The organism is Pseudomonas azotoformans, assembly GCF_001579805.1.
Taxonomy (GTDB): domain Bacteria; phylum Pseudomonadota; class Gammaproteobacteria; order Pseudomonadales; family Pseudomonadaceae; genus Aquipseudomonas; species Aquipseudomonas azotoformans_A.
In genome coordinates this window covers 1,715,980-1,733,698 of record NZ_CP014546.1, presented here as the reverse complement: position 1 = coordinate 1,733,698, position 17,719 = coordinate 1,715,980, and the positions used below count along the sequence as shown (strand labels likewise).

Annotated in this window: 17 protein-coding genes and 1 tRNA gene; 14 read left to right on the top strand and 4 right to left on the bottom strand. The window is 60.4% G+C overall.

The window, feature by feature from the left end; all coding sequences use genetic code 11:
• Positions 1–150: 150 nt before the first annotated feature.
• On the bottom strand, positions 151–2,067 hold the full coding sequence (dibA, locus tag AYR47_RS08075) for a phosphodiesterase DibA (RefSeq protein WP_061434853.1): 1,917 nt from the start codon (positions 2,065–2,067) through the stop codon (positions 151–153).
• 166 nt (positions 2,068–2,233) lie between these two features.
• On the opposite strand from dibA, the gene desA reads away from it, so the two are divergent.
• Together desA and AYR47_RS08065 are read left to right on the top strand one after the other, a co-directional pair.
• On the top strand, positions 2,234–3,418 hold the full coding sequence (gene desA / locus AYR47_RS08070) for a delta-9 fatty acid desaturase DesA (RefSeq protein WP_033898911.1): 1,185 nt from the start codon (positions 2,234–2,236) through the stop codon (positions 3,416–3,418).
• Positions 3,419–3,606: 188 nt separating this feature from the next.
• The gene (locus AYR47_RS08065; protein WP_061434851.1) at positions 3,607–4,608 is read left to right on the top strand and encodes a sensor domain-containing diguanylate cyclase; all 1,002 of its coding nucleotides are present in this window, start codon (positions 3,607–3,609) and stop codon (positions 4,606–4,608) included.
• Between the two features lie 2 nt (positions 4,609–4,610).
• Here AYR47_RS08065 and AYR47_RS08060 read toward each other — a convergent pair whose 3' ends face one another.
• From AYR47_RS08060 to gabD, 3 genes are all read right to left on the bottom strand, one after another.
• Positions 4,611–5,819 carry an HDOD domain-containing protein gene (locus tag AYR47_RS08060; protein WP_061434849.1) on the bottom strand — a complete coding sequence of 403 codons (1,209 nt, stop codon included), beginning with the start codon at positions 5,817–5,819 and terminating at the stop codon, positions 4,611–4,613.
• A gap of 139 nt (positions 5,820–5,958) precedes the next feature.
• Complete coding sequence (gabT, locus tag AYR47_RS08055; protein ID WP_033898922.1) at positions 5,959–7,236, bottom strand: 4-aminobutyrate--2-oxoglutarate transaminase; 1,278 nt, start codon at positions 7,234–7,236, stop codon at positions 5,959–5,961.
• A 185-nt stretch (positions 7,237–7,421) separates the two neighbouring features.
• Complete coding sequence (gene gabD / locus AYR47_RS08050; RefSeq protein WP_033898923.1) at positions 7,422–8,864, bottom strand: NADP-dependent succinate-semialdehyde dehydrogenase; 1,443 nt, start codon at positions 8,862–8,864, stop codon at positions 7,422–7,424.
• A gap of 371 nt (positions 8,865–9,235) precedes the next feature.
• On the opposite strand from gabD, the gene AYR47_RS08045 reads away from it, so the two are divergent.
• From AYR47_RS08045 to AYR47_RS32535, 12 genes are all read left to right on the top strand, one after another.
• Positions 9,236–9,312 (top strand) — tRNA-Arg (locus AYR47_RS08045).
• Positions 9,313–9,480: 168 nt separating this feature from the next.
• Positions 9,481–10,716: a tyrosine-type recombinase/integrase gene (locus tag AYR47_RS08040; RefSeq protein WP_061434847.1), complete on the top strand. Its 1,236-nt coding sequence runs from the start codon at positions 9,481–9,483 to the stop codon at positions 10,714–10,716.
• 175 nt (positions 10,717–10,891) lie between these two features.
• Positions 10,892–11,791, top strand: a complete 900-nt coding sequence (locus AYR47_RS08035; RefSeq protein ID WP_061434845.1) for a DUF6387 family protein — start codon at positions 10,892–10,894, stop codon at positions 11,789–11,791.
• A 96-nt stretch (positions 11,792–11,887) separates the two neighbouring features.
• A complete protein-coding gene (locus AYR47_RS08030) occupies positions 11,888–12,148 on the top strand; it encodes a helix-turn-helix transcriptional regulator (protein WP_061434843.1) in 261 nt (86 codons plus the stop codon).
• Positions 12,149–12,454, top strand: coding sequence for a helix-turn-helix domain-containing protein (locus tag AYR47_RS08025; protein ID WP_061434841.1), 306 nt, complete (start codon positions 12,149–12,151; stop codon positions 12,452–12,454).
• Positions 12,451–13,125: a KilA-N domain-containing protein gene (locus AYR47_RS08020; RefSeq protein ID WP_061434839.1), complete on the top strand. Its 675-nt coding sequence runs from the start codon at positions 12,451–12,453 to the stop codon at positions 13,123–13,125. The genes AYR47_RS08025 and AYR47_RS08020 overlap by 4 nt, the downstream gene beginning before the upstream one ends.
• A gap of 472 nt (positions 13,126–13,597) precedes the next feature.
• The gene (locus AYR47_RS08015) at positions 13,598–13,915 is read left to right on the top strand and encodes a hypothetical protein (RefSeq protein WP_237142541.1); all 318 of its coding nucleotides are present in this window, start codon (positions 13,598–13,600) and stop codon (positions 13,913–13,915) included.
• Positions 13,916–14,021: 106 nt separating this feature from the next.
• Positions 14,022–14,309, top strand: a complete 288-nt coding sequence (locus tag AYR47_RS08010; RefSeq protein ID WP_061434838.1) for a hypothetical protein — start codon at positions 14,022–14,024, stop codon at positions 14,307–14,309.
• Positions 14,302–14,529: a hypothetical protein gene (locus AYR47_RS08005; protein WP_061434836.1), complete on the top strand. Its 228-nt coding sequence runs from the start codon at positions 14,302–14,304 to the stop codon at positions 14,527–14,529. Before AYR47_RS08010 ends, AYR47_RS08005 begins: the two co-directional genes overlap by 8 nt.
• Entirely contained in the window at positions 14,526–15,407 is an 882-nt protein-coding gene (locus tag AYR47_RS08000; RefSeq protein ID WP_061434834.1) for a toprim domain-containing protein, read from the top strand. Before AYR47_RS08005 ends, AYR47_RS08000 begins: the two co-directional genes overlap by 4 nt.
• Positions 15,394–17,187: a DUF927 domain-containing protein gene (locus AYR47_RS07995; protein WP_061434832.1), complete on the top strand. Its 1,794-nt coding sequence runs from the start codon at positions 15,394–15,396 to the stop codon at positions 17,185–17,187. Before AYR47_RS08000 ends, AYR47_RS07995 begins: the two co-directional genes overlap by 14 nt.
• The gene (locus AYR47_RS32535) at positions 17,184–17,546 is read left to right on the top strand and encodes a hypothetical protein (RefSeq protein ID WP_156487786.1); all 363 of its coding nucleotides are present in this window, start codon (positions 17,184–17,186) and stop codon (positions 17,544–17,546) included. Before AYR47_RS07995 ends, AYR47_RS32535 begins: the two co-directional genes overlap by 4 nt.
• The last annotated feature ends 173 nt before the right edge of the window (positions 17,547–17,719 follow it).

The window sequence follows — 17,719 nt, the reverse complement described above, 5'->3', positions numbered from 1 at the left end:
TAAAAATACTATTTAAGAATGTTTATATAACCAGAAAGAATTTTCTGGTGGGGCGTGGGGTTGCAACAGCTTTCAGCTCGAAAATACTTCTTTATGGGTGCCACTGAACCCTGTGGGAGCCGGGCTTGCCCGGCTCCCACATTGATCGCGTCATGCCTGTCCGATTACGGGGGCCCGCGACCAATCAATTTCCTGCGCCGGCATCGGCCGGCCAAACCAATACCCCTGCCCCATATCGCAGTCCTGATCCAACAGAAACCGCGCCTGTTCGACCTGCTCGATCCCCTCGGCATGCACCTGCATGCCCATGCTTTTAGCCAGGGCGATCACCACGCGCACGATGGCCGCGTCATCTTCGTCCCCGGGCAACCCGGCAACAAAGCCCTGGTCGATCTTGAGCTTCTGCACCGGCAGGCGCTTAAGGCGCAGCAGCGACGAATAACCCGTACCAAAATCATCGATCGCCAGGCGCAGCCCCAACTCCCGGAGACGGTGCATCTGCTCCAGCGCGACCTCCGGGTCTTCCATCACCGCGCTCTCGGTGACTTCCAGCTCGAGGAAGGCCGGATCCAGACCCGTGTCATGCAGCACCTGGGCGACCTGTTCATACAGCTCACGCCGCGCAAACAGACGGCTGGACACATTGATGGCGATAAAACTCAGCGGGGCGCCATCAGCCAGCCATTGGCACATCTGCCGACACGCCTGGTCCATCACCCACGCATCGATCTCGGCAATCAACCCGGTGCGCTCGGCGATCGGGATAAATTCCCCCGGCGGTACCAGGCCGCGCTCCGGGTGCTGCCAGCGCACCAGCGCTTCGACGCCGATCAGACGGCTGCTGTGCAGGTCGTGCACGGGTTGGTAATAGACGCAGAGCTCCTGCTGTTCGAGGGCGCGGCGCAGCTCGCTGGCGACTTCCACGCGATTTTGCGCGTGGGCAGTCAGCTCCTCGGTGTACAAGGCGTAGCCTTCGCGGCCGGCGCTCTTGGCCTTGAACAGCGCGGAATCGGCGTTACGCAGCAACTGCTCGGCGCTCAGGGCATCGTTGGGGAACAGGCTTATCCCGATACTGGCGCTGATAAACAGCTGGTGGCCGTCGAAGATAAAGGGCTGTTTCATCGCGTCCAGCATGCGCTGCGCCAGGCCCGCCGCCTGGGCCACCTGTGGACAACTTTCCGCCAGCACCGCGAACTCATCTCCCCCCAGGCGCGCCAGCGTAACGCCAGGGCCAAACAGCGCCTTGAGGCGTTCGCCCACCAGCTTGAGCAACTGGTCGCCGACGTTATGGCCCAGGCTGTCGTTGATGATCTTGAAGTGGTCCAGGTCCAGCAACAGCAGGGCGCAACCGCGCTTGTGGATCTGCGCCGAGGCCAGCGCCTGCTCGGCGCGGTCGGTGAACAGCAGGCGGTTGGGCAGGTCCGTCAGCGGATCGTGGTGCGCGAGGTGGGCCAGTTCGTGCTCGGAGTCCTTGATGGCGCTGATGTCGGAAAACACCGCGACGTAATGGCTGACCTGCCCTTGGTCATCGTGAATGACCCGAATGGTCTGCCACTGTGGATAAATCTCACCGCTTTTACGGCGGTTCCAGATTTCACCGCTCCATTCGCCGGTGCGCTCCAGGCTCTGGAACATCTGTTGATAGAAATTCGACGAATGGCGACCGGACTTGAACAGGCTGGGCTGATGCCCCATGACGTCTTCGCGGCTGTAGCCGGTGATCTCCATGAACGCCCGGTTGACGTGCACGATCAGCCCCTGTGCGTCGGTGACCAACACGCCTTCGCGGGTGCAATCGAACACGGCGGCGGCCTGGCGCAGGCGTTCACGGTTTTCTTTCAAGGGCTGTTGCAGCTGATGGGCCCGGGCAAACCGAGCGCAGATCAGGTAAATCGCCAGAGCGCTGAGCGCCACCCATACATAGCCGCGCACCTGCAGCCAGTGGTTCAGCTCACTCGGGTTATCGAGAAACTCGATCAATAGGCGCTGGGTTACGCCGATCCACAGAACGGAAACCAGCAGGTATACCAGCCCCGCACGTAGGGCACCTCGGTATGAAAACAGCATATGGTCAGTAATCCTTACCAAAAAAACAGAATCGCCCTACAAAGGCTGCGGATTATAGAATAAGAAACATCCAGTCACTCCTATCTGAAAGGGCGGCTGGTTTTCTCTGTAGGCTTAGTGATAATGCGTGAGCTGTTCTTTTCTTTATCTGAGGGCCATACAGCCTATGTGGTACAACGGTTTTCTTGACCTGTCAGCCTGGCAACTGGTGGCGGTCACTCTGTTGATGACCCACGTGACCATCGTTGCGGTCACAGTCTATCTGCATCGCTATTCAGCCCATCGCTCCCTGGAGCTCAATGCCGGCCTGAAACACTTTTTCCGCTTCTGGCTGTGGTTGACCACGGCGCAGAACACCCGCGAGTGGACCGCCATCCACCGCAAGCACCACGCCAAGTGCGAAACCGTCGACGACCCGCACAGCCCGGTCATCAAGGGCCTGTCCACTGTGATGCGCAAAGGCGCCGAGCTGTACCGCGCCGAGGCCGAAAACCCCGAGACCCTGCGCATCTACGGCAAGAACTGCCCGGAAGACTGGATCGAACGTAAAATTTACACGCCCTACCCGCTGCTGGGCGTGGCAATCATGGGCGTGATCGACCTGCTGCTGTTCGGCACCATCGGCATCACCATCTGGGCGATCCAGATGATGTGGATTCCGTTCTGGGCCGCTGGTGTGATCAACGGTCTGGGCCATGCCGTGGGTTATCGCAATTTCGAATGCCGTGACGCGGCGACCAACCTGGTGCCATGGGGCATCATCGTCGGTGGCGAAGAGCTGCATAACAACCATCACACCTACCCCAACTCCGCCAAACTGTCGGTGAAGAAGTGGGAATTCGACATGGGCTGGGCCTGGATCAAGGTCTTTAGCTTCCTGCGCCTGGCCAAGGTGCAACGCGTCGCGCCCATCGCCCACCGCGTGGAAGGCAAGGGCCACCTGGACATGGACACCGCCATGGCGATCCTCAACAACCGCTTCCAGATCATGGCCCAGTACCGCAAGTTGGTTATCGGCCCACTGGTCAAGCAGGAGCTGGAAAAGGTCGATCACTCCGTTCGCCACCAATTCCACCGTGCCAAGCGCCTGCTGTCGCGGGAAACCAGTTTGCTGGATGACCGCCACCATGTGCGTATCCAGAGCATGCTGGAACACAGCCAGGCCCTGAAAGTGATCTACGAAAAGCGCCTGGCGCTGCAGCAGATCTGGCTCAAGACCAGTTCCAATGGCCACGATATGCTCGCGGCGATCAAGGAATGGGTGCATGAGGCCGAGGCCAGCGGCATCCAGTCCCTGCGGGATTTTGCTCACCAATTGAAGACTTATTCGCTGCGTCCTGCGGCGGTCTGATGGTGCGGTGGGAGGGCTTGCTCTCCCACCTATCAGCTTTTTGGCGTCATTTACCGGGCACCGGCAATCGGTCCTGTTGACGGAACTTCACTGCAATTCCCCTCTCTCAATGAACACTTCGCCATCATGGTGGCCCCTTGTAGTGACCGCTGCTCCAGCCTGCGGCGCGCCCAGAGAGAGTTGTGCCGATGGTTCACGAAAATCCCTACTTGCCCGATCCGCCCACCGCTGAACATCCGCGTCCGGCTGCCGCCGCGACCCTGTTGGCGCTGGTGCATGCCCAGGGTGAAGTCGAGCGGTTGAGCGAGCGTGAGCAGCTGTTGAGTTCGATGCTGGTGAGCGTGAACGCCGTGCTGTGGGCCATCGATTGGGAAACACGCCGCGTGCTGTATGTGAGCCCGGCCTATGAACGCGTTTTCGGCCGTTCCGCGGGCCTGCTGCTCGCCGACCATCGTGAATGGCGCAACAGCATTCACCCCGAAGACCTCGACTACGCCGAGCACAGCCTGGCCCGCGTGCTGGAACAAGGCGCCGTGGAGGACCGCGAGTACCGCATCATCACCGCCGACGGGCAGATCCGCTGGCTGAGCGACAAGTGCTACATCAACCAGCAGGTCGAGCCCGGCGAGCCGTTGATCGTGGTGGGCATGGCCGAAGACATCACCGATAAGAAACAGATGGAGTTGGAGCTGCACCGCCTGGCCACCACCGATGTGCTGACCCAGAGCAGCAACCGTCGGCATTTCTTCGAGTGTGCCAACCAAGCCTTCGATACGGCCTGTGCCCAAGGTGCGCCGCTGGCCTTCCTGCTGCTGGACATCGACGACTTCAAGGACGTCAACGACAGCTATGGCCACCTGGAAGGTGATCAGGTGTTGCGCCGTATCGCCGAGAGCGGCCGCGGGGTATTACGCCGTGGCGACCTGTTCGGGCGCATTGGCGGCGAAGAGTTCGCTGCCGTATTGCCCGGTTGCGCGCCGGAGATGGCCTTGCAAGTGGCGGAGCGGCTGGGCAGGGAGATACAGGAGCTGAGTTTCAGCTATGAGGGCCAGGCGTTCAGCGTGACCATCAGTCAGGGCCTGGCCAGCCTCACGGAGCAAGACTCGACCCTGGACAGCCTGTTCGCCCGCGCCGATGCGGCGATGTACGAGGCTAAGCGACTGGGCAAAAATCGCGTCGTTGCGGGCTGACGCTACGCCTTACGGATCCGCGTCAGCTCCGCCAAGCCGACCTTGAGCAATCGCGCAGTCTTGCCCCTGGCCAGCTCTTCCAAGCCTTCATGTTCCGTCAAACGCGCCATCTGCGCCGCCAGGTTCACCACCAGTGCATCCCTGGCATACACACCGCCCTCCAACGAATAAATCGCCGCGATCAATTGGCGCAGTTCCAGCGGCAAACGCCAACGCGCGCGCAGTGCCGAACCATAGGCGGCACCAAAGGTGTAGAGCGATTCACCAATCGCTTCGTCATCCAGCGCACCGCCGCCCTGGCGCCAGTCTTCCAGGCAGCGCAACAACGCCAGGTCACCGAGCCGATGGAGGATACCGGCGCTGTAACAGCGTTCGTGGTCCAGCTCCAACATGCGTGCCAGGCGCCGGGCGTAGTCGGCGGTGTCCTGGGACAGTTGCCAATGGCGCTCGGCATAGGCCACCAGAGCCGGGTCACCTAGCACCACGTTGTGCTTGAGCGCCAGACCAAGAATCAAGTTCATGCTTTGCCCCGGCACCAGCTTTTGCAAGGCAGCAGGCAGGGTTTGCACGGGGTTGCCGTGATGGCCGGCGCTGTTGGCTGCGGCGATCAGCACGGCGGTGATTTGCGGGTCCATGCGCACCCGGTCTTCCAGGCGCGTGAGGTCCAGGCCTTCGGGCCCGAGGCTGTGTTGCACGGCGGCTTTCACATCGACTCGCAAGGGTGCGCCATCGGACGCTTCGCGGCGGCGCTCAAGGAACACCGGCAAGGTTATGCCCGGTGACAACGGCGCAATCTCGCAGTACACCGTTTCGCCTTCATTGAGCAGCAGGTCTTGCAGGCGCTGGGTCAGCCCTTCCATATTCAGGGGTTTGGTCAGGTACGCCGTGGGCGCCAGGGGCAAGGCTTCGCGCACGCTGGCGCTGTCATTGCGACTGCTCAGCAGAATGAACGGCAGCGCAGGCGAGCGGCGCTTCTGGCGCACATTACGCAGCAGGCTCAAGCCGTCAATGCCCGGCAGCTCCCAATCGGCCAGGATCAGGTCGTAGGCTTTCTCCCGCAGCAACGTCGCCGCCTGTTGACCATCGGCACACACATCCAGCCGCGCGTCGCAGCGCACATTCAACAACACTTGCTTGAGCAGGTCCCGCGACCAAGGGTCCGCCTCGGCAATCAACACGCGGGGTACAGCGGGTAAATCAACAGCAGTCATCCAGCACGCTCCATCGGCAATGCTTGCACCTTAGTCAATGCAGACGCCTACGTACAATGAACACGGCCTGAATGTGCGGCGATGGGCATAAAAAAACCCGCCGAAGCGGGTTTTTCCTGTCGATCAGGTCAGCCTCCGCTTACAGCTCGGAGAAGCACTCTTCGATGATCGCCAGGCCTTTGTCCAACTGCTCGTCCGGCGAGGTCAGCGGGACCAGCACGCGCAACACGTTGCCATAGGTGCCGCAGCTCAGCAGGATCAGGCCCTTGTCACGCGCCTTGGCCACCACGGCGGCAACGGCAGCGGCGTTTGGCTTGTGGCTGTCGCCACCTTCGAACAGCTCGACCGCGATCATCGCGCCCAAAGCACGCACTTCGCCAATCACCGGGTACTTGGCCTGGATAGCCTTGAGGCCAGTCACCAGACGCTCGCCGACAGCCTTGCAGCGGTCCAGCAGGTGCTCTTCTTCGAACACTTCCATCACGGCCAGGGCCGCGGCGCAAGCGATCGGGCTACCGGCGTAGGTGCCGCCCAGGCCGCCTGGCGCGATAGCGTCCATGTACTCGGCCTTGCCGCACACACCCGCCAGCGGGAAACCACCAGCGATGGACTTGGCGAAGGTGGTCAGGTCGGCGGCAACGCCCATCTGTTCCATGGCGAAGAAGGTGCCCGTACGACCGGCACCGGTCTGCACTTCGTCAGCGATCAGCAGGATGCCGTGCTTGTCGCACAGTTCACGCAGGCGCTTCATGAAGGATTTAGGCGCGACGTAGAAACCGCCTTCGCCCTGCACCGGCTCGATGATGATGGCAGCGATATCACGCGGCTCGGCATCGTTCTTGAAGATGCGTTCGATGCTGGCGATGGAATCGTCGTCGCTCACACCGTGCAGTTCGTTCGGGAACAGCGCGCGGAACACGCCGCCTGGCATCAGGCCCATGCCGGCCGAGTAAGGCACGACTTTACCGGTCAGGCCCAGGGTCATCATGGTGCGGCCGTGGTAGGCGCCGGTGAAGGCGATCACACCAGCACGGCCAGTGGCGGCACGGGCGATTTTCACGGCGTTTTCGACGGCTTCGGAACCGGTGGTGACCAGCAGGGTTTTCTTGGCGAAATCACCTGGGACCTTGGCGTTGATTTTTTCGCACAGTTCCACGTAAGGCTCGTAGGCCAGTACCTGGAAGCAGGTGTGCGTCAGCTTGTTCAGTTGCTCGGTCACGGCCGCGATGATTTTCGGGTGCACGTGGCCGGTGTTCAGCACGGCGATACCGCCGGCGAAGTCGATGAACTCGCGACCTTCAACGTCGGTCACGGTGGCGTTCTTCGCGGATTCGGCGAAGATCGGGTGAATCTGGCCAACACCGCGGGGTACAGCGGCTTCGCGGCGTTTCATCAGGGATGCGTTGGTCTTGCTCATAAAGTCCTCATTCGCCACTCATCGGGTGGCGTGGTCCAAGGAATACGTGGCGGGGAGGCAACTGCGGCAGCATGCGATGATCGACTGCCACAGCGTTCCCGGCCACTACGAATAACGGGGTGAAACACGCAAAGGGTCAGCGCTCTCGTGCCCTCTGCGTTTACTGCAATGCCTTGCCGGACGGATTAGATGCCCAGGCAGAGGTATTTGATTTCCAGGTAATCCTCGATCCCGTACTTGGAGCCTTCACGGCCCAGGCCCGAGGCCTTGATGCCGCCGAACGGCGCCACTTCGTTGGAGATCAACCCGGTGTTCACGCCGACCATGCCGTATTCCAGGGCTTCAGCCACACGGAACACACGGCCCAGGTCGCGGGCATAGAAGTAGGAGGCCAGGCCGAACTCGGTGTCGTTGGACATCGCGATCACTTCGGCTTCGTCCTTGAAACGGAACAGCGGCGCCAGCGGGCCAAAGGTTTCTTCCTTGGCGACAGCAGCGTCTTTCGGCACGTTGGTCAGGATGGTCGGCTCGAAGAAATTGCCTTCCATCACCTTGCCACCGGCCAGCAGCGTGGCGCCTTTTTTCAGGGCGTCGGCAATGTGTTCCTGCACCTTGGCCACGGCTTTTTCGTCGATCAGCGGGCCGGTGGTGGTGCCTTCCTCCAGACCGTTGCCGATCTTGAGCTTGGCCACTGCAACCTTGAGTTTTTCAGCAAAGGCGTCGTACACCGAATCCTGGATGTACAGGCGGTTGGCGCAGACGCAGGTCTGGCCGTTGTTGCGGTACTTGGAAATGATCGCGCCTTCGACGGCCTTATCCAGGTCCGCGTCGTCAAACACGATGAACGGCGCGTTGCCGCCCAGCTCCAGGGAGACTTTCTTGATGTCCTTGGCGCATTCGGCCATCAGCTGGCGACCGATTTCGGTCGAGCCGGTGAAGGACAATTTACGCACGATCGGGTTGCTGGTCAGCTCGCCGCCGATGTCGCCGGCGCTGCCGGTCACCACGCTCAGGACGCCTTTCGGGATACCGGCACGGTGCGCCAGCTCAACCAGGGCCAGGGCCGAGAACGGAGTTTGCGAAGCCGGCTTGATCACCATGGTGCAACCGGCGGCCAGGGCCGGGCCGGCTTTACGGGTGATCATCGCAGCCGGGAAGTTCCACGGGGTGATCGCAGCGGTCACGCCAATCGGCTGCTTGATCACGATCAGGCGCTTGTCGGGCTGGTGGCCAGGGATTACGTCGCCATAGATGCGCTTGGCTTCTTCGGCGAACCACTCGATAAAGGACGCGGCGTAGACGATTTCGCCCTTGGCTTCGGCCAGCGGTTTTCCTTGTTCGAGGGTCATCAGGCGACCGAGGTCGTCCTGGTTTTCGATCAGCAGTTCAAACCAGCGGCGCAGCTTGTTGGCGCGCTCCTTGGCGGTCAGTGCACGCCAAGCCGGCAACGCCTTGTCGGCGGCTTCGATGGCGCGGCGGGTTTCAGCGGCGCCCATCTTTGGCACGGTGCCGAGAATCTCGCCCGTGGCAGGGTTGTTGACCTTGATCGTTTGACCGTTGTCCGCATCGACCCAAGCGCCATCGATAAAGGCTTGCTGGCGGAACAACTGGGCATCTTTAAGCTGCATGTCGGCTTTCCTTAACAGCACCGCGCGCGCGCGGAGCGAATTAGAGTTGTTGAAAGGCGCCTTGTGGGCTGCCGTCAGGGAAATCAGCCCCAGCGCGCAAAAGGAGTGAAAGCGCACGCGGGAGACAGAGCGTTTGAAATCTCAAACGAATCCTAGGATCAATGGGGGTGCAGGGCAATAGTCTGTTCGAAAAAAAGAACAAAAACGACGCATCTATCGGATTTATCTGATCATCGTAGAGGGGTCGGGTTCCTGCGCCCTGATCGGTGGTGCCCGGCTTAGGGCCTCTGTACGGCAAATTCCTACACGTGAACGCCCAAAGACCAGCATGGACGCCCAAGGTCGACATGGGTATGATGTCGCCCGCACAAGCATCCGTAGCTCAGCTGGATAGAGTACTGCCCTCCGAAGGCAGGGGTCGTGGGTTCGAATCCCGCCGGGTGCACCATATAGCTGTTTAGACCTGTCTCAGACAGTCTACGAATCACCTCAAGAAGCCCGCCTAGTGCGGGCTTTCTTGTTTCTGGCTATCTCTCCTTGGCTCTCCCTATATCTTCCCTTCGTGTACCCCTTCATGTACCTTTTAAAATAATTGAAACTGAGGGGTACAAGAAACATGAAGCGCAGCGAGATAAAACGCCGCCCTTTAGCCGACACCGTGCTAGCCACCCTGGAGCCAGAAGCCAAGGAATACCGGGAGCTGGACGGCAACGCTCTGTATCTGCGAGTGCGCCCAGACGGTAACAAGTCTTGGCAATTGCGCTACAAAAAGCCAGACGGCAAGTGGTCATGGCTTGGCTTGGGCGGCTATGGCGCGGGCGCCCACCAGCTATCCGGCTCACAGGCCCGACAGAAAGCGGCTGTGCTGAGAGAGGACGCCGCCAAGGGCGGAGACCCCCTTGCCACCAAGCGAGCCAGAAAGACCGCAGAGGCTGAAGCCTCTAGCCAGACCTTCGAAGCGCTAGCGCGGGAATGGTACGCGTCCAAGCGCTTGAGCTGGACAGCCGGTACCGCCGTGCGAATGATTGGCGCGCTCGAACTCCACGTCTTCCCGGTATTCGGTAAGCGTATCTATCGTGAGATCCTGCCCATGGAGTGGATGGAGTTCCTGCGCTCCATGGAACAGAAGGGCATCATTGAACAGACCAGCCGCGTACGCGGCATGTGCCGGGAGATTTACGACCTGGCCCGAGTAACAGGCCGAGCCACTCACAACCCGCTGGAGGGGCTGCATAAATTCCTGCTGACCAAGCCTGCCGAGAACTATGCCCATGTATCCCCCGATGAGCTTCCCGCTCTCTTGCGCGCGATCAGGGCATACGGCACCGCTGACGTGAGGATAGGATTGCACCTGCTTTCCATGCTCGCCTGTCGACCGTCTGAACTGCGCGAAGCGCGATGGTCGGAATTCGATCTAAATAAAGCTCTGTGGTCGATCCCGGCCGAGCGCATGAAACGCCGACGCGAACACCTAGTGCCGCTGCCAATCCAGGCAGTCGAGCTACTGCGAAATCTGCAGGTGATCACTGGTGCCTACCCGATGTTGTTCCCTGGTCGGAGCGACACCACCAAGCCCCGCAGCAACACGGTCTTTCTGATGGCTCTACGTCGTCTCGGCTATGAAGGCCGCCAGACCGGGCACGGTTTCCGTCATATCGCCTCGACGATTCTGAACGAGCACGGGTTTGACGAAAACCACATCGAGGCGCAGCTATCGCATATCAAGCAAGGCATAGCGGGTGTTTACAACAAAGCCCAGTATCTGGCCCAGCGTGCCACCATGATGCAATGGTATGCCGACCATCTAGACACCTTGGCCAAGGGTAATGTCGTGGCGATCAAGCGGGCCTGACGCTGACCTTCCAATGCGCACACAGACAGATATAGACTGAAAGCCACCACTGTCCAGATAGCCAGTATTCATAAGACGGCCCTAATGGGCCTAATGCGACGGAGCGATAGGTAGACGACCTCTTCGCCTATGAGCCCGATCTATCCAATATGCGGTCGCCTGGGAGGGCAGAAGGATGGCAAAGATTGATCGAATAAACGACTTGCCCGAGTGGTTCGATCTCTCTAAATACCAGGGGTGCGAATCATTTGGTGCCGCTGAGTGGCTCGAGCAAGTAGAACGCCGTCACGACTTACTCGTGTTACACCCCCTCTACAACGAAAGGATCTCTCAGCACGGCGAACAACAGTGGCTGGAATTTGCTCTAGAGTTCTGGGCACTGACCATAAATGAGTCAGCTAAGCGTGTTAGAGAAAGACCTGTCGACAGCCCTTCAAAGGGAAAAATCAGTGAGTGGATGGCCCATGCCGACAATCAGCCAATCAGATCAGTACGCGTCATGGACTTGGTATGGCAAGGGACCAGAGACCTAGAAGCAGAGCGGAACGGCAGAGCAGCAAAAGGGATCAGCAAAAGATGGGCGGCGATTAACCCTAGCTCCATTTCGGTGTGGGATTCTGTTGAACACGCTACGTCGCCGTTGTCGCTGAACTATTACGATGAAGAGGGCAGCCATTACAGTGGAGGCGGGAATGAGATTCCTATCGTCCAGGTTGACCTTGGCGCTTCAGATGCCGCTCTAAAAGAAGCATTTTCCACATGGCTGAGAGGCGCTAGAGCCGGCCAAAAAAAATCAAGCCCAAAAAGAGGCAAGCCCCTCTACGACCGGTGGGCACGCTATGGGTTGCTGCCTTACCTTGACTTAAGAATCTGGGAGATGGAAACAGACAACGATATTCCCGATCGCATAATGTCTGCTGCGATCAGCAGATATGACGCGGGAGAGAGCAACTTACGCAAGACTGTGGCGCCGCTAGCCGATGGGCTGATGCGCGATCTGTCAGAGATTAAGTCTCTGGTAGCCGTCGAAGCGGCCTCTCGGGCGAGGACCAATCCGGAAACTTTCTCAAGCTGAAACCTTCCGGAAACTTCCACCCGCCTAAACTCGGATCGAAGGCGTTCACCTATCTCCTTAACCTGTTCCCGTCCTCATCAATAACGGGAAACAGATATGAGCAACCTACGTCAACTTGAAGTTGCCTCCGCTACAGGGTTCGATCCTGCGAATACCATCATTCGTTTCCCTGAAGTAGAAGTCATCACCGGCCTCGCCCGCGCCACTGTCTACAAACGCCTCAAAGACGACCCGACCTTCCCCCGTCCTGTGCCGCTGAGCAACAGTAAGTCGCGTGGTTCGCCAGTTGGCTTTGTGCTGGCTGAGGTCCACGCCTGGGTGCGCCAGCGCATCGCCTTGCGAGGGGAGGCGGCATAAATGGCCGACCAAAAAAAAGGCCAACCCAATAAGGCCAGCCCAGAAAAAACTCACCTCTACGATACCAGTAACCACGCCCAACTAGTACGGCTTGTTCCGCGTCTTCGTAAGGGGCCTGCTGATACGTTCACCATCATGCGCGAACTGAACATCTGCCGTCCTGGTGCTCGTATCTGCGACTTGCGCAATGCCGGCTACAAGATCATCACCAGCCGCATCACGATGACGGACGAGTGGGGCCGTATCCACCGTGGTGTTGCCGTCTACACACTAATCGCTGAACCTGGCGCGAAGGTGGCGGCATGACAGCCCGCATAATTCCCTTCGACTACGAAGGCCAGGCCGTGCGCTTCAATGCTGACGGCTGGCTCCATGCAACGGAGATAGCGGAGCGCTTTGGCAGAGAGCCTGCGCAATGGTTACGCCTCGACTCGACCAAGGAATACATCAATCGGCTGTCTGAGCGAATGGAAAAAAGTAATGTGGGAAAATCACACATTACTCTGGTGAAGACCCGGCGCGGCAACACCTCCACCAGCGGCACCTGGCTCCACCCCAAGCTGGCAGTGAAGTTCGCCCGCTGGCTCTCAGTGGACTTTGAAATCTGGTGCGACGAACAGATCGACGCCTTGGTACGCAGCGATCAAGGTAATTGGCAGCAGGCGCGGCAACAGTCGGCCGTCGGCTATCGCGGTCTGTGTGAGGCTCTGGCAATCGCTCATGAGGAGAGTGGCAAGACTCCCCAGCGCCACCACTTCATCAACGAAGCCAAACTGATCAACCAGGCGATCACCGGACAATTCGCCGGCCGCAATCGCGATGAGCTCAGCGCCCATGAGCTGGTGCTGGTTACCTTGATCGAGATCCGCGACGTGTTGCTGATCGGCCAGGGCAAGGACTTCGCAGCCCGCAAAGCATCCCTGTTGCGCTACGTCCAAAGCCTGACGGCCAAGCACCTTCGGAGTGATGCCGCATGACAGCTATGCTCATGATCAGTGACAAACGGTCGATATCTTTTGTTGCAAGCAATCGCGCTCGTCGGTATGGTTTGCCCGTCGCTGCAAATTCAGCGATCGGGCTTGGTAACCCGCTGAACGTTAGGCGCAACAGCGCCCCCATTACGATTGCAGGCGCTTTTTTTGTGCCCGCAGTTAAGTGTTATGGCGGCTGTGCGTGGGAGGCATTCGTGCCTGCCGGGTTCCTAACGTCCCGGTTTACCAACCTGCGCACAGCTGCCACCCATTCGCTTGGTAACGAACGTGGCAGCTCCCTCTTTACGTTAGGAGCTCCACGTATGCCTGCCCTAAATCCGTCTGCGATTCGCGCATTTGCTCACCGCCGCATGGCCCTGAGCGCCCTCCGCGCAAACTCCTCACTTTCAGTTCGCCTTGCCCGCTACAACGCCCACATGACCATCGTTCGCAAGCTGGAGCATTCCGGAGGTGCGGAATGATCAACGCCAGCGAGGCCCGCAACACGAGCAGCCCGTCATCAGCCTCTCAGCTGCCGTTACCCCACTACCTGCTGGACGAACAAAGCGCCTCGCTGGCCGAGTTCATCGCCGCGGAGCGACGTTACGCAACTCGCTGGTGGACGCACCTCAACGAAATGCGTCGGCGCAAGGAGCTTCCTGAATGGGTGGCGGCGGAGATCGGTACGCATGAGGAACACGACCGCATGCTTGATAGCCGGAAAGCCGTCAATCAAGCCCTATTCGGATCGGACGATCTGGGCGGCGATCAGCCGTACCGCGGGGTAGCCCTATGAACCAGCCAGAGCGCTCACCCTCGATCCTATTTATCAGCCTCACTTTTTTCTTTCAGCAGCCGTGTACTGACGCGCAGCGCCGACGCCCTGACCTAAGAGGTTAAGCATGAAAATTCAAAACGGCGCATCTGCGTCGACGGGATCGGCTTGCCCGAAAAAAGCCACAGAGCTTTGGTTCGTCACCCACCCGAAGGTGCCCAAGGCTTTGCTAGGGCCGTTCTTGAGCGAGGCCGACGCAGAGTGCGGGCGCGTAGTTATGCGTAGTGCTGGCGCTCAGGTGACGGCCTGCCTGGTTGATTCAATCGACGACATTACCCGCTGGCACGGTGTGAACAACGGTCAAGTTTGCCGGGCCTTTGCTGGCGCTGATCGCCGGGAGGTCAGTCATGGGTAACGTGACCCCAATCAAGCGCAAGGGGAGCAGCGTGCCGCCCGCCACGGGCGCCCACATCGACACCACCAGCTATGCCCTGCTGGTGGAAACGCTGGTCGGCTTCCTGGAGCTGCGTATCTCGGAAGGCGATCAAGGCCACCACTGCAATGAGCTGGAGCGCCTGACTCAGAAACTGGAGCACTTGGCCAAGCGGTTTACCCCGCCGAAGGGGGCCGCATGACAGACGCAACGATCCAATTCCGTGATGCGCTCCAGGCCGTCTATGGCCCTCTCGACTGGCTACCAGAGCCCGACGGTGCAATCCACCGATTCCGTGTGCCGGAGGATAAGCCTGGCTCGCTCAACGGCTGGTATGTGCTGTACCTGGACGGCATCGCATCCGGCGCGTTCGGCAGTTGGAAAGCCGGCGCCGCCAGCACCTGGTGTAGTCGCGAACCGGTGGACGCCCGCGAGGCGGCCCAGATCCGCGAGCGAGTTGACCAAGCCCGGCGCCAGCGCGAAGCCGAGCAACACCAGCGCCAGCAGCAGGCCGCCGAGAAGGCCAACCACTGGTGGCGCAATGCGCGCCGCGCCTCACCCGACCACCCGTATCTGGTAGCCAAGGCAGTTCGCTCCTACGGCCTGCGCCAGCGTGGCGCTGACCTGCTGATCCCGCTGTACCTGGATGGGCGCTTGGTCAACCTGCAAAGGATCGGGCCGGACGGCGACAAGCGCTTCCTATTCGGCGGCCGGATCAAGGGCACCTATTCGCCGCTGGGCATCATCCAGCCAGGTTCTGTGCTTTGCATCTGCGAAGGGTGGGCGACGGCCGCCAGCCTCCACCAGCACGGCGGCTACGTCGTTGCCGCTGCCATGAACGCGGGCAACTTGATCCCGGCGGCGATAGCACTTCGCGCTCGATACCCGGGCCAACCAATCGTCATCGCCGGCGACGACGACCGGCTCACCGATGGCAACCCGGGGCGCGCAGCGGCAAACGCAGCAGCGGCGGCCGTGGGTGGTCAAGTGGCTTTCCCTGAGTGGCCGGAAGGCGCTCCCGATGACCTCACCGACTTCAACGACCTCGCCAACTGGAAACTCGCCCATGTCCAAGCCTGACACCAACGTGATCAATCTTCGGCCGGACGCCGCGACCATTGCGCCAGATCGCCCCTGCTGGGCGGTGTATGAGCATTGGGTGATCAATGAGAAGGGCCGCAAGCTGCGCCCGGGCGTTTACTGGCATAGCTTCAAGCGCGCCGCCGCTGACCAGGACGACGCCGAGGGAGATACCGGCGACCGGCCTATCACTGATGAGTGGATCTCCAGCCCCGTCACCGTCGTCGCCCGCACCACCAACAGCGACGATGGCAGCGAGGGCCGGCTGCTACGCCTAGTCACAGAGGGCGGCATCAAGGAATGGATCATCGCCATGGAAGTGTTCGGCGGCAGCGGCGAGGACGCCCGGCGTGCCTTGTTCGGGATGGGCGTCATTATCGCCCTCAAGAAGCGCGGCACGTTCATGGAGTACCTGCTCGACCAGCATCCTGCAGAGGTGTTTGCCACCACCAGCCGGCCGGGTTGGCATGAGTCGGGCGCGTTTGTGCTGCCTGGGCGAACCATCGGTAGCGCCAATGTGCGGTACCAGGCCAGCAACAAGGCTCAGGTACTTTTCAGCCGGCGTGGCGAGCTGGCGCTGTGGCAATCAGAGGTGGCTGCCAAGTGCGCGGGCAACCCGGTACTGACGCTGGCGATCGGCTGCTCGCTGGCAGGCCCGTTGCTGAGTTTGGTGGGTGTGCTGGGCGGTGGTGTTCATCTGGTGGGCGACAGCTCAAGCGGCAAGTCACTGGCACAACTGATCGGATCGTCGGTATGGGGCGACCCGGGCGTGTTCGCCGCCAGTTGGGACATGACCAAGGGCGGCCTGGAGATCGAGGCATCGAGCCGGAATGACACCATCCTGCCCTTGGATGAGATCAAGCGCGCCGACCCCAAGCGCGTACAGGAAATGGCGTATTCCCTCGCCAACGGCCAGGGCAAAGGCACCATGACCCGTGAGCGCGAAGGCCGCGCCAAATTGAGCTGGCGCCTGCTGACACTCTCCAGCGGCGAGCGCTCACTCTCTGAACACGCGGCCATATCCGGCAATGCCGCACACGCTGGCGCCGAGTTGCGCATGGTCGACGTTAACGCCGGTACCCGCACGCACCGAGCCTTCGACGAATTGCACGGGCTTGAGGGAGCGGACTTTCACCGGCAGCTCACCGTAGCGGTCGGCGCCCACCACGGCCACCTTGGGCCAGCCTTTGTCGAGAAACTGCTCGAGAGCGACGACCGGGCCGGCCTACTGGAAGACTTTGCCGGGGTACGCGCCAGTTTTGTGGAAGACAACGCCCAGGCCGGCCGAGTGGCTGATCGGTTCGCCGTGATCGCACTAGCCGGTGAAATGGCAATCGCGTATGGCCTGCTACCTTGGGTACCTGGTACCGCCCTCGCCGACTGCCGCTTGCTGTATGGCGAATGGCTCAGCCGGGTTGGCAGCGGCAACGCCGAAGACCGCCAGATCCTGGCCGGCATCTTGGACTTTATCGACCGCCACGGTAGCAGCCGCTTTTCAGATGTCGACGATCAAACGCCTGACACCAAGGTTTTCAACCGGGCCGGTTACTGGGAGCTGGTGGGCACCAACCGCCTGTACCTGTTCAACAAGCCGGCGCTCATCGAGGCGGCGCACGGCTATGGCCTATCTCGCATCATCAAGGCTCTGGAGAGCGCTAACGTCCTCGCACGCCGTGACAACGAGCGTAAAACCAAAAACTACCGACTCCCTGGTGGTGGCCAGGCTCGTCTCTATGTGATCGATCCGGACATCATGGATCGTGAAGGCGGTGGCGTATGAACGTCACTCAAAGACCAGCAATCCAGATTGCCCAAGTTCACAGGAACCTAGAATCACTGGCAACAGTGGCAACACCGGCAACGGCCTTGTGTGGCGTGGCTTACAGCCGTTGCCACCCTATAAAAAAATTGGCAACAACTGGCAACGCACACCTCATTTTCAACATAAGAGCCCCGCACTTTCCCTTCATTTGGTTATCACTGTTGCCGGTAAAAAACCGGTGGCAACAGTTTGGCAGCATCGGTAACGCCTGGAGGCCACGGTTTACGGGGCTGTTGCCATTGTTGCCGCTGTTGCCGGTGTTTTCGAAATCACAGGAACATTGGATCAGTAGTGATCGGGGCGAGGTGACGGCATGAGCCTCCTTTCCGGTCTGCTCGATCACATGCCGCCAGCTATCGCCGGAGTCGACTCGCCAAAAGTGGATAGCCGGCCTCGCCCGCGCCTGGTGCTGGCCAACCCTGTCGAGCGCACTCCCCGGCTCATCACAAGCCCACACGCCAGCGCAGCCACCGCCACGCCCGAATGGCGG

Coding starts and splice junctions, on each gene's coding strand:
- AYR47_RS07995 (WP_061434832.1), top strand. CDS start 15,394: ATGTCCAAGCCTGACACCAACGTGATCAATCTTCGGCCGGACGCCGCG.
- AYR47_RS08040 (WP_061434847.1), top strand. CDS start 9,481: ATGAAGCGCAGCGAGATAAAACGCCGCCCTTTAGCCGACACCGTGCTA.
- gabT (WP_033898922.1), bottom strand. CDS start 7,236: ATGAGCAAGACCAACGCATCCCTGATGAAACGCCGCGAAGCCGCTGTA.
- gabD (WP_033898923.1), bottom strand. CDS start 8,864: ATGCAGCTTAAAGATGCCCAGTTGTTCCGCCAGCAAGCCTTTATCGAT.
- AYR47_RS08065 (WP_061434851.1), top strand. CDS start 3,607: ATGGTTCACGAAAATCCCTACTTGCCCGATCCGCCCACCGCTGAACAT.
- AYR47_RS08020 (WP_061434839.1), top strand. CDS start 12,451: ATGACAGCCCGCATAATTCCCTTCGACTACGAAGGCCAGGCCGTGCGC.
- AYR47_RS08060 (WP_061434849.1), bottom strand. CDS start 5,819: ATGACTGCTGTTGATTTACCCGCTGTACCCCGCGTGTTGATTGCCGAG.
- AYR47_RS08010 (WP_061434838.1), top strand. CDS start 14,022: ATGAAAATTCAAAACGGCGCATCTGCGTCGACGGGATCGGCTTGCCCG.
- AYR47_RS08030 (WP_061434843.1), top strand. CDS start 11,888: ATGAGCAACCTACGTCAACTTGAAGTTGCCTCCGCTACAGGGTTCGAT.
- AYR47_RS32535 (WP_156487786.1), top strand. CDS start 17,184: ATGAACGTCACTCAAAGACCAGCAATCCAGATTGCCCAAGTTCACAGG.
- AYR47_RS08015 (WP_237142541.1), top strand. CDS start 13,598: ATGATCAACGCCAGCGAGGCCCGCAACACGAGCAGCCCGTCATCAGCC.
- AYR47_RS08005 (WP_061434836.1), top strand. CDS start 14,302: ATGGGTAACGTGACCCCAATCAAGCGCAAGGGGAGCAGCGTGCCGCCC.
- AYR47_RS08035 (WP_061434845.1), top strand. CDS start 10,892: ATGGCAAAGATTGATCGAATAAACGACTTGCCCGAGTGGTTCGATCTC.
- desA (WP_033898911.1), top strand. CDS start 2,234: ATGTGGTACAACGGTTTTCTTGACCTGTCAGCCTGGCAACTGGTGGCG.
- AYR47_RS08025 (WP_061434841.1), top strand. CDS start 12,149: ATGGCCGACCAAAAAAAAGGCCAACCCAATAAGGCCAGCCCAGAAAAA.
- AYR47_RS08000 (WP_061434834.1), top strand. CDS start 14,526: ATGACAGACGCAACGATCCAATTCCGTGATGCGCTCCAGGCCGTCTAT.
- dibA (WP_061434853.1), bottom strand. CDS start 2,067: ATGCTGTTTTCATACCGAGGTGCCCTACGTGCGGGGCTGGTATACCTG.